At 58.0% G+C, this 10,453-nt stretch carries 9 protein-coding genes; 4 read left to right on the top strand and 5 right to left on the bottom strand.

The window, feature by feature from the left end:
- Positions 1 to 748 precede the first annotated feature (748 nt).
- Both IOD40_RS13510 and IOD40_RS13505 read left to right on the top strand, forming a co-directional pair.
- The gene (locus IOD40_RS13510; RefSeq protein WP_210336909.1) at positions 749 to 1,204 is read left to right on the top strand and encodes a hypothetical protein; all 456 of its coding nucleotides are present in this window, start codon (positions 749 to 751) and stop codon (positions 1,202 to 1,204) included.
- Positions 1,205 to 1,387: 183 nt separating this feature from the next.
- Positions 1,388 to 1,654: a hypothetical protein gene (locus IOD40_RS13505; RefSeq protein ID WP_198477100.1), complete on the top strand. Its 267-nt coding sequence runs from the start codon at positions 1,388 to 1,390 to the stop codon at positions 1,652 to 1,654.
- A gap of 1,188 nt (positions 1,655 to 2,842) precedes the next feature.
- Here IOD40_RS13505 and IOD40_RS13500 read toward each other — a convergent pair.
- The 5 genes from IOD40_RS13500 to IOD40_RS13480 form a co-directional block, all read right to left on the bottom strand.
- Positions 2,843 to 3,550, bottom strand: a complete 708-nt coding sequence (locus tag IOD40_RS13500; RefSeq protein WP_198477099.1) for a GntR family transcriptional regulator — start codon at positions 3,548 to 3,550, stop codon at positions 2,843 to 2,845.
- 120 nt (positions 3,551 to 3,670) lie between these two features.
- Positions 3,671 to 4,243, bottom strand: coding sequence for a biotin transporter BioY (locus tag IOD40_RS13495; protein WP_198477098.1), 573 nt, complete (start codon positions 4,241 to 4,243; stop codon positions 3,671 to 3,673).
- 17 nt (positions 4,244 to 4,260) lie between these two features.
- Positions 4,261 to 4,488 (bottom strand): acetyl-CoA carboxylase biotin carboxyl carrier protein subunit, encoded by a 228-nt coding sequence (locus IOD40_RS13490; protein ID WP_198477097.1) that lies wholly within the window; start codon positions 4,486 to 4,488, stop codon positions 4,261 to 4,263.
- A gap of 4 nt (positions 4,489 to 4,492) precedes the next feature.
- Positions 4,493 to 5,851 carry an acetyl-CoA carboxylase biotin carboxylase subunit gene (locus IOD40_RS13485; RefSeq protein ID WP_198477096.1) on the bottom strand — a complete coding sequence of 453 codons (1,359 nt, stop codon included), beginning with the start codon at positions 5,849 to 5,851 and terminating at the stop codon, positions 4,493 to 4,495.
- Complete coding sequence (locus IOD40_RS13480; protein ID WP_198477095.1) at positions 5,848 to 7,356, bottom strand: acyl-CoA carboxylase subunit beta; 1,509 nt, start codon at positions 7,354 to 7,356, stop codon at positions 5,848 to 5,850. Before IOD40_RS13480 ends, IOD40_RS13485 begins: the two co-directional genes overlap by 4 nt.
- A gap of 171 nt (positions 7,357 to 7,527) precedes the next feature.
- Between IOD40_RS13480 and IOD40_RS13475 the strand changes: the two genes are divergently transcribed.
- Positions 7,528 to 8,805, top strand: a complete 1,278-nt coding sequence (locus tag IOD40_RS13475; protein ID WP_198477094.1) for a CaiB/BaiF CoA transferase family protein — start codon at positions 7,528 to 7,530, stop codon at positions 8,803 to 8,805.
- Entirely contained in the window at positions 8,802 to 10,409 is a 1,608-nt protein-coding gene (locus IOD40_RS13470; protein ID WP_198477093.1) for an acyl-CoA carboxylase subunit beta, read from the top strand. Before IOD40_RS13475 ends, IOD40_RS13470 begins: the two co-directional genes overlap by 4 nt.
- The last annotated feature ends 44 nt before the right edge of the window (positions 10,410 to 10,453 follow it).

The raw sequence follows: 10,453 nt of genomic DNA, 5'->3' as shown, positions 1-10,453 counted from the left end.
GAACTCGGCAGTAAACCGTCTGCGTGTCTTCATGCTGGATCGTCCTTTCCATTGGGCGATCCACCTTATGCCCCTGTCTCAAAAACCGGCACCACCTCAGACCGCCGGATCGCGGGCTTCTACACACTGTTATCGAGTCGCATACAACTGACTGCGGTGCGGAGCCGTTAGCATGCCGGTTGCTGCGCGTTATGCCTGCGCTTTCTGCCGATGGCACGAGCCGGAGCGCCTTCGGCACCCGCAGCAGCCATGCTAGCGGCGATAGCACTGGGCCCGACGGTGTAATAGCATCACGCATTCCAACCCAACGCGCTAAAGGCAACGATTTAGGAACGTCTGTAACGCCTGAGCTTAGGGTTACACCTGCGCGTTTCGTCCTCCGTATTGCTTTTGAATTAAACTTGGACCTTTGTGGATTTAACAGTCACGCGAAAAATTATTACATTTTTTCTTCACCGCCCCTTGCAATACTTTCCAGAGTGCGGCTTCCTAGAGTTAGCGCCGATGCTGTAAGGCGACGCGCTCGACTATGGAGGCGACTATGTTCAATACATACGACATAAGCTTGATAAGCTAAGCCCCGACGCTGCCCGTCGGACGGGCTCCCACATCTTTAAACCTGGCAAGTCGCAGACCGCTGATCGGCTGTCCGCGAACCCTGTTGATCATCACCTGCTTCAGCACGGCTGCAGCGGGGCGATCAACGCCGCGCCAGAGACCTGGAATTCATCAAGAAGGAGTAAAAATGATGAAAACACGTTTGCGTCCCACCATCCTGATCGACCGCATCGTCGAGGATCTTCAGACAGGAAAGCTCGCATTTCCCGCGTCAGAAGGCGTCCTGCTAAAAACTTACCGCCCGAACGGACCTTTGCCCTGGAGGGAATACCGTCAGGCTGCCCGCATCGCCGGAGCTTCCAATGGAACCCTCGTTCTCGTTGACGATACCAACAAGGTCGTCATCGATCAGCTCGACTTCAACGGGCACTACGGGAGCAAACTCGGCGACATCTTTGTTGACAGAGCACAGCGTCGCTATGTCAACACTGATGCAAGAGCCCGAGGATCAAACACCGCTTTGCTCACGCTCTACCGTCTGCCACGCGGCTTCTACCTGCAGCACCCGCACGGATTTTTCTGGGATCACGGCGAGTATATCGGCGAGTACAGGGTGAAAACCATGCCCGACAGCGAAACTGTCTGATTGGGCGGCACGATGATCGCCCTGACGTTCACGGCCATTGTGAAAGCTCGCGCAATGGCTTCGTCATTCAAGAACATCGACGCACTCCGCATTTCATACCTTACCGAAGGGGTGCGTATTAGTAGCGAACGTTAGGTCGCACAACTATTATTACTACTGAACATTTTTATAAAAGGAACTAAAATGATTATTCAAGAATCACCATGGAACAACCTCTCTTTCGATCCGGAACTTCGCCCCTATATTCAGCTTGACCATGTTACTATTTCCAAACTTTCCCAAGAGGCAATGATCCACCCAGATCCCAGGCAGTTCCTGATCGATGCCATTCATCTGAGAGCGAAGGAACGTCGGGATGTCCTCAGCGGGCAAAGGAGGAACGAAAAGTGTTCGACCGAGCTTTCCTGGCAAATACTGCCGAGTGGCCATTGTACAATTATTGCCCCGTGAAGACGCAGTTCTGGCACAGGCACCCACTTGGCTTCGGAGAGATTCAAAGGGAAGACGCAGAACGAAACAAGTGGATTGTCCATTCGGAGCCGTCGGATCGCAGAGTTGAGTTCCAATATGAATTCGAGACCCTAGAGGCACTCATTGAAGTCTGGGGGGTCGACTAGCTGACATCCTCTGGCGTCAGCACTGATGGAAATCGGCTCAACTGAGAACGGAGGATTTCTGGTTCATCTTAGACTTTCAGAGGAGCAAAGATGAGACAGAAATCCGCGACAGGGAAAGCACTGCGGAACAGGTCATCAAGGACATCCGCCGGGCGGCCCGCAAGCAGTATGGCGCTTAGGAGAAGATCCGCATTGTGCTGGAGGGATTGCGTGGTAAGGATTTGATCTCCCCGCGGTGCCGGAACGATGCGGAAGCTTCAGATTGGGGTCCTCTTTTCGCCCGGATTGTGTGGTCCTGCTGCCATGCGCGGCTGCTAAATGCCGGCTGGGAATCGAACCCCAGAATCCATGTAGCACCTATTTCAGCATCTAGACCCAGTTTCTTCGATCATCGCTTCATTAGCATCCACCGCGAGGTAGGTTGCGTCGTGCATTAACGGCATACCATCCGCGTAGACCAGTTTCCGAATGCAAAGGATCGGTTCCGACGGCGTTTCAAGCGTCTCAACTGCGGCTCGGTAATACGCTCGCGAGTGATGGAGATCAGCTCCATGCTCGGGTTGTAACCGAACCGATGACATCATTTTCCGACCCCAAGACGGGCGTTCGCCATTCGGCTCCTCCTTCCCGTAAGCTGACATGATTTCACATTTCCGTTTCGGCGATCTCCGGGTCGCTAGAGGACAGTCCTCAATCAAGCGCCGCAGGCGGGATAGCTCCCGTTCATTAGGCGCGTTGAGCAAAGTTGCTTCCCATGTCGGCGTTCGCGCCGTAACTGATTTCCGGTAAACATTCTTTCTTAGCTCGCTCTCTGGCCGGCCATGAGCGCCGAATACAGCCATCAAGGTAGAGCATGCTCTAAGAGTTGGCGCTACAGTTGACATGGAAGTTGCATATGCGCTTCACAGTGATCGCTAATTGACCGTCTTACCGAGCGTTCGTAGTCGCACCCTGCCATACAAGGTCGCGTGGGTTCGCGCTGATCTGCGGGCAGGACGCGGCACCCTGGCGACGACTGCTATTATTCTCCACGTAGCAATTTTAAGGCTGCTTCCTTAGATCTCATGATCGTCGCTACGTTGATTTGACGGGCACGTTCGCTGTCACCGGCTTTGATGGCTTCGAAAAGAGAACGCCAAGATTTTGCGGACTCTTGGCGACGCTGGCGGGTAGAGAGGCCAAGTTGGGCGTAGCGCAGAGTTTGGCGTGACAGAGACTGGATCATCGCTTGCAGGCGGGGATTGTTGGCCGAACGGGCAAGTATCTGGCCGGCCTGCGCGCTAAGGATCGTGTAGTCATTGACCTCTTCACTGGAGTCAGCGACCTCTTGCAACTGGGCAGTGATCTTGCCGAGGAGAGCGAGCTCTTCGGCGCTAATTTGGCGGGCGGCGCTTTGGGCGGCGAGGGCCGAGAGCGCTGCGCGAATATCGAAGAGCTGCTCGACTTCTTCGGGCGTAAGCTCAGTGACCTGTGCGCCACGGCGGGGAGAGAAGGTGACAAGGCCTTCGTGCTCAAGAATCCGGAGCGCTTCGCGCACAGGACCGCGGCTTACATTGAACGACTGGGCCAGCGGAATTTCCGCGACCCGCTGTCCCGGCTTCAGTTCGCCAGAGAGTATTGCGGTGCAGATGCGGTCGGCGATTTGCTCCGGCACGCTTAGCATCGCACCGGCCGGGCGCAATCCCAGTGACAACTGCTCAAGGGCAAGTCCGTATTTGATCGTCGTCATCTCGTCGCCCAACTTCGGGACCTCACTGGCCTATCGGAAAACCGGACGTGAAGGCAACCACGTCATAAAGCACGCAGGCGCCGCCGCGAAGCGACATTTGTGCCCATATATGTCGGTCACTTAACGCAAGCTACGACGCAGGCGTCCTAGATGGGAGCCAAGAAGGGCGGCGATCGCCGACTTCAGAGCTGTACCCGGCAGGAACGGAAGTGTGCCTGCCAACCATGCCATCTGCCAGCCGCCGATCGAGGCAAGCCAAGCTGCACCGGCAGCGAGGATGACAACGTGGCCGAGGAGGACGGCAATCGTTGTGCCGACGAGCCCACGCGCAAAACCGCGATCAGCCATGAGGCCGATCATGGCGGTAGCAAGGGCGAAGCCAATCAGATAGCCGCCTGTCGGGCCAACCATATAGGCAAGGCCAATGCCGCGTTCGGGCGTACCGGCGAAAACCGGAAAGCCAAGCATGCCCTCGATCAGGTAGAGGCCTATTGCAGCAAGGCCAAGACGGAAGCCGAGTGCAAGACCAAGGCCGACGACGACGAGGGTCTGCATAGTCATCGGCACCGGCCAGAAGGCAATCTGCACCTTGGCGGAGGCGATCAGCAGAATGTTGGCGGCAATAACGGCACCGATCTTAAGTGCCAGCGAGTGGCTGCGGCTGAGTTGGCTGGTTTCTGAGAGCGTTTGCATGATAACTCCTGCGGCACTTAAGCGGCACTGAGACGTGCGATGACCTGTCCTTCCTCGACGGGGTCATCCTTGCCCACGAGGATTTCGACAACTTCACCGTCTTCGGGCGCGCAAACCGGGATTTCCATTTTCATCGATTCGAGCGTGATGATCGGGTCATCTTCGGCCACGCGGTCGCCAGCAGCAACATCAACTTGCCAGACGATGCCTGTGAGGTTTGCGATTACGTCGATTGTCTTTGCCATGGGATCAGTTTGCCTTTCCAAGTTCGGCAATCATGCCGGTGTGGACGCGTCCCTCGCGAAAAGCGCTGGAATCCAGCACGTGGATGAGGGACGGAATGTTCGTCTTGATGCCTTCGATCGTCGTGCCGGCAAGCGCCTCGCGAAGGCGTTTGATCGCAGTCTGACGGTCGTTCGCCGACGCGATTACCTTGGCGACCATAGGGTCATAGAACGGTGTCACGCGATTGCCGGCGACGTAGCCGCTCTCTATACGCACGCCCTCGACAGCAGGAAAATCGAGCGTCGATATCTGACCGGGTGAGGGGAGGAACCGAACCGGATCTTCGGCGTAGATGCGGGCCTCGATGGCGGTTCCGTTAAGGCGAGGTGTATCGAGAACGTCGGCAAGACGCGCACCCTCGGCAAGACGGATCTGCACCGCGACGAGGTCGATGCCGGTCACGTCTTCGGTCACGCCATGCTCAACCTGAAGGCGGGTATTCATTTCAAGGAAGGAGAAGCCGACGTCGGGATGATAGAGCATCTCGACGGTCCCGACGGTGTGATAACCAATGCGCGAGACAGCGATCGCAACGCGATCACCCATCGCATCGACTTCACTTCGGGAAATCCGCGGGGCCGGGGCCTCTTCCAGCACCTTCTGATGACGCCGCTGAACTGAGCAATCGCGCTCAAAGATGTTCGCGGATGCGCCGGTTTGATCAGCTGCAATTTGGAATTCGATGTGGCGCGGATTTACGAGCAGGCGCTCGAGAAATACCTCGTCATCGCCAAAGGCACGTTGCGCAACAGCGCGGGCGCGGCTGACAGCATCAACCAGTTGATCGCGATCATGTACCGGTGTCATGCCTATGCCGCCACCGCCATTGGCCGGTTTGACCAGAAGCGGATAGCCGAGGGCATCGCCCGCGTTCAGAATTTCGGTCGGATCAGCTGAGAGAAGATCGCTGCTAGGTACCATCGGCAAACCAGCGTCCGCCATCGTGGTCCGGGCGCGGGTCTTTTCGCCCATTATGGCGATGACTTCAGCCGAGGGGCCGATGAATGAAAGGCCAGCTTCAACAACACGCTGCGCAAAGGTTGGGTTCTCGGAAAGAAAGCCCCATCCGGGATGGATGGCGTCCGCGCCGGACTCGCGCGCAGCTTCAAGGATTGCGTCTTGATCGAGATAGCCTTCCGAAGGGCGGTTGCCTTCCAATGCGACGGCATGGTCAGCCTTGGCAACGTAGGGGAGATCTGCATCGGCAGGCGAGTAGATCACGACCGCTTCGCGACCTAGCGCGTGAATGCCGCGAAGGAGACGCGATGCTGCGGCACCACGATTGGCAATAAGGATACGGCGGAAATGTTTTTCAGAGATCATCTATACGGCCATACGCTGAGAAGTCTTTTGCCCTTGCCGCCGCTGATGGCGCGGGTGTGGATCGCCAGAGATGAAGCGATGTAGTCGCGCGTTTCGTGCGGTTGGATCACCGCTTGCGCGCTGAACATGCCAGCGATTTCATAGGGGGAACTGTCGGCGTTCAGTTGTGCCTTCAGCGCTTCATAGCGCTCGGGCTCCTTTTCATGGTCGACGCCAAGAGCGATGCCGACGGCAATACCAGGGTCCATGAAGCTGACTTCGGCGCGATCCCAAAGCGCAAACTCGTCAGAGTTGCGCCCGCCACCCATGTTGACGAAGGCCGCACCATAGGTCTTGCGCAGGACGACCGAGATCTTCGGCACGCTTGCCATTTGTAGCGCCTGAATGTTGCTCATGATTTTGCCGGGCATGCCACGGCGCTCGCCTTGCAGGCCGACCAGAAAGCCCGGCTGGTCGACCAGCATGACGATCGGGATGTGGAAGGAATCGCAGAGGACGATGAATGAGATTGCCTTGTCGCACGCGTCGTAGTCAACCGCGCCGCCCTTCTGCATCGGATTATTGGCGATGATGCCGACCGAGCGACCATCGATCCGCGCAAGACCAGTAAGAAGGTTCGGCGCGAACTTTCGCTTCATCTCGAAGAAGCTGCCGCCATCGACCACCGCCTCGATGACGCGTGCCATGTTGTAGACACGGGCACGGTCGACGGGGACGAGTTCGTTCAGCTTGGCGGGGGCAGTTGCCGGTGCGCGGGCGCCAACGGTTGGGGGGGCTTCATTTGCGTTGGACGGCATGTAGCTGAGGAAGGTGCGGATCGCCTCGATCGCTTCCTCATCCGTGTCCACCACCTGATCGATCAGACCCGAATATTGCTGGTGCATCTGCCAGCCGCCGAGTTCTTCCTCGGAAATGTCCTGGCCGATCGCCTTGGACGTTACCTTGGGGCTTGCAACAGCGAGCGTTCCGCCTTTGCGCATCACCGCAAAATCGGCAAGGCAGGTGTACCAGGCGGACGATCCGAAGCAAGGACCAAGCACAGCGCTGGCCCATGGCGTTTCGCGTGTGCGCACATATTGATGTGCATCCCATGCCGACGCGCCCATGCCGCGCGCGCCCATATTGTCAGGGATGCGGCCACCTGATGATTCCCCGAGAAACACGAGCGGCATGCCGTTGCGTGTTGCGATGTCCTTGGCATAGGCGATCTTGCGTCCGTTAACGGTGCTGCTGGATGCACCCATGACGGTCAGGTCGTTTGAAACGGCCGCACCATTGCGCCCGCCGATCTGGCCGAACCCGACGACCTTTGCGTCGGCCGGGGTCTTTTCGCGATGTTCCGGCCGCTCGCTCGTGGCAAACAACCCGGCCTCATGAAACTGACCGTTGTCGAAGAGAAGTGCCATACGTTCGCGGGCGTTGAGAATGCCGGCAGCCTTGCGCTGCGCCAGCTTCTTTTCACCGCCCATCGCGAGCGCATGCGCCTTGCGTTGTTCGTGATCCATGTTCCTCCCCACAGCCGAAGACGACGGGTCGTCACGGCCGAAACCATATCCGTCGCAAAACTTGATCATTTGTGTAGGATTGTCAACAATCGTTATGGAAACAATTTGATTGACAACCTTATGGAGGTTCGCTCAGTTTTGTGACGGAAGCAAATTGAGGCGGATTGAAATATGAGTTGCATCGAGAAACTATCAGAGACGTCTTGCCTGACAGCAACGGGGCCGCTGGCCGGTTACCGCGTCATCGAGCTCTGCAGCACGATCGCGGGTCCGGCTTGTGCGCGGCTGATGGGTGACTTCGGTGCCGAGGTGATCAAGGTTGAGCCGAGGGAGGGCGATTCCGTCCGCAGCATCGGCGGTCAGGACAAGGGCGTTTCGCTCTACGGCTCGGCGATCCTGCGCAACAAGGAAGCCGTCTCGATCAACATCAAGACCGAGGCAGGACGCGACCTTCTGCTCAAGTTGATCAACGAGGCCGATATTGTCGTCGAGAATTTTCGGCCGGGCACGCTTGAGCGACTGAACCTGGGCTATGATGTCCTGTCTAAGGACAATCCAAAGCTCGTTCTCGTGCGTATTAGTGGCTATGGCCAAACTGGGCCTTACGCTGCCAAGCCCGGTTATGGCGCAATTTGCGAGGCTTTTGCCGGCGTGCGTCACATGACTGGCGATCCCGACCGTCCGCCGTCACGAACTGCACTGGCTGCAACCGACTATCTGACCTCCGTCTATGCCGCCTTTGGCGCGATGATGGCCTTGCTAAATGCCCAGAAGACGGGTGTTGGGCAGGTCGTCGATGCAGCGCTGTACGAAGCAGCCTTCTCGATGATGGAATCGGTCGTTCCTGATTATGATCGCACCGGCGTTGTTCCGATGCGCCAGGGTTCTCGTTTACCGGGCACCGCGCCGAACAATCTCTACCGCGGTAGCGACGGCAATTACGTTTTGATCGCTGCAAACAATGACGCCGTTTTCAAGCGTATGGCGCGCGCGATGGATCGCGCCGACCTTCTTGAGGATCCGCGCTACACAACTATTCGCGGCCGCAACACCAACCATGAGGCGCTCGACGCTGAGGTTGCCGAGTGGGCGACCACGGTTACCGCGCGTGAGGCTGCTGAGCGTATGGAAGCTGCCGGCGTCCCGACCTCGTTGGTCTACACGATTGCCGATATTTTTGAGGACCCGCATTTCCGTGAGCGCGATATGCTGGTTCCTGTCCCACACGAGACCTTGGGTGAAGTGACTGTCGCAGGTGTTGTGCCGAAGCTGTCAGCCACACCAGGTTCGATCCGCCATCTCGGTCACGAGGTTGGTGAAGATACGTTTGCGGTGCTTCAGCGCGTGCTCGGGATCTCGGATAACGCGCTGCACGACCTCGCCCGCGACGGAGCGATCATGCAGCACGGTCTCGATGCGTTTGACGAGCGCAAGGCGGTGCGCGCATGAGTACGAACACTTCAGCTTCTGAAGCCAAGATCGAGCAGCAGGACTGGTCGGCGGAAGTTGCAGATCTTCGTCGCCGTCGTGCCTTGTCCGAGGCGATGGGCGGCCCGACCGCTGTCGAATACCAGCATGGTCTCGGCAAGATGACTGCGCGCGAGCGTATTGCACGACTTTGCGACGAGGAAAGTTTTCGCGAATTTGGTTCGCTGACCGGTAAAGCAAAGTATGACGACGATGGAGAACTGGCAGAGTTCACGCCGGCAAATTCTGTGGTCGGTAGCGGACAGGTCAACGGTCGGCATATCTGCGTCGCAGCGGACGATTTCACCATTCGCGGTGGATCGTCGGAAGCTGCAAACCCGGACAAGTGGATCTATCTTGAGCGCCTGGCGCTGGAGACCGCTAATCCGCTCATTCGCCTCGTCGATACGGCGGGCGGGAGCGTCAAGCTGCTTGACCAGAACCAAACGACACGCTTTCCTGACTATTCGAAATGGCCGGTCTTCCCACTGCTGGAAAGTGTTCCGGTGGTTGGCGTGGCACTCGGTTCCTGTGCCGGGCTGGGGGCACTTAAAGTGCTCGCCTCGCACTTTTCGATCATGGTCCGCGACACAAGTCAGGTGTTCGCCGCCGGGCCTCCCGTCGTCAAGCAGGCGCTTGGGATCGATATCGATAAGAACGAGCTCGGCGGCTACAAGGTTCATGCCCGCCACAGCGGTCTCGTCGACAATGAAGCAATCGATGAAGCCGACGCTTTGGAGCAGGTGCGCAAGTTCCTTTCCTATTTGCCGCAAAATGTCTGGTCGCTGCCCAAGCGCGTTCCATGTGACGACCCGGTGGATCGCGAGGAGGAATTCCTCGACACGGTGATCCCGCGCAATCGCCGCAAGGTCTATGACCCGCGCAAGATCGTGGCGGCCATTTGTGATTGCGACAGCCTGTTTGAAATTGGCCGCTATTATGGCCGCTCGGTCATCACGCAGCTCGCTCGACTCAACGGTGTGCCGGTCGGCATCATGATCGGCGATCCGCGAGAGGCTGGCGGTGCGATGACCTTGTCATCGGCGACGAAGATCGAGCGTTTTGTTGAACTCTGCGACCGCTTCCATCTGCCAGTCATCAACTTCGTTGACCAGCCGGGAAACATGACTGGCCCAGAAGCCGAACGCGCCGGAACGCTGCGCGGCGCGCTGCGGGTGATGAAGGTAATCGAGAAGGCCAAAGTGCCGTGGGTCAGTATCGTGGTCCGACGTGCATTCGGTCTGGCCGGTGGGCTACACGGCGCGCAATACGGCATGGATGGTCACCGTCGCCCGTTGAACCACCGCTTTGGCTGGCCGTCGGCACGATGGGGTTCGATCCCGATTGAAGGCGGTGTCGCTGCCGCTTACAAGCGCGACATTGCCGCCGCGCCCGATCCGGTTGCGCGCCGTCAGGAACTGGAGGAGCACTACAATCGCCTGAGTTCGCCGCTGCGGACTGCAGAGCGGTTCCTGATTGTCGACATCATCGAACCTCGCAAGACGCGCAAGCTTCTTTGCGACTGGATCGATCTTTGCCAGGAACGCATGCGCATCAACGTCGAAGGGCAGGGCCGCATCACCTGAATTCATCGGGACGCCTTCAGACGTCCCGGGAGGAATGAAAAGTA

The sequence above is a fragment of the Aquamicrobium zhengzhouense genome (assembly GCF_016124105.1).
Classification (GTDB): Bacteria; Pseudomonadota; Alphaproteobacteria; order Rhizobiales; family Rhizobiaceae; genus Aerobium; species Aerobium zhengzhouense.
The sequence above is the reverse complement of the archived record's forward strand: the minus strand, read 5'-3'. Positions and strand labels throughout refer to the sequence as shown.

Coding starts and splice junctions, on each gene's coding strand:
- IOD40_RS13470 (WP_198477093.1), top strand. CDS start 8,802: ATGAGTACGAACACTTCAGCTTCTGAAGCCAAGATCGAGCAGCAGGAC.
- IOD40_RS13490 (WP_198477097.1), bottom strand. CDS start 4,488: ATGGCAAAGACAATCGACGTAATCGCAAACCTCACAGGCATCGTCTGG.
- IOD40_RS13500 (WP_198477099.1), bottom strand. CDS start 3,550: ATGACGACGATCAAATACGGACTTGCCCTTGAGCAGTTGTCACTGGGA.
- IOD40_RS13480 (WP_198477095.1), bottom strand. CDS start 7,356: ATGGATCACGAACAACGCAAGGCGCATGCGCTCGCGATGGGCGGTGAA.
- IOD40_RS13510 (WP_210336909.1), top strand. CDS start 749: ATGAAAACACGTTTGCGTCCCACCATCCTGATCGACCGCATCGTCGAG.
- IOD40_RS13475 (WP_198477094.1), top strand. CDS start 7,528: ATGAGTTGCATCGAGAAACTATCAGAGACGTCTTGCCTGACAGCAACG.
- IOD40_RS13505 (WP_198477100.1), top strand. CDS start 1,388: ATGATTATTCAAGAATCACCATGGAACAACCTCTCTTTCGATCCGGAA.
- IOD40_RS13485 (WP_198477096.1), bottom strand. CDS start 5,851: ATGATCTCTGAAAAACATTTCCGCCGTATCCTTATTGCCAATCGTGGT.
- IOD40_RS13495 (WP_198477098.1), bottom strand. CDS start 4,243: ATGCAAACGCTCTCAGAAACCAGCCAACTCAGCCGCAGCCACTCGCTG.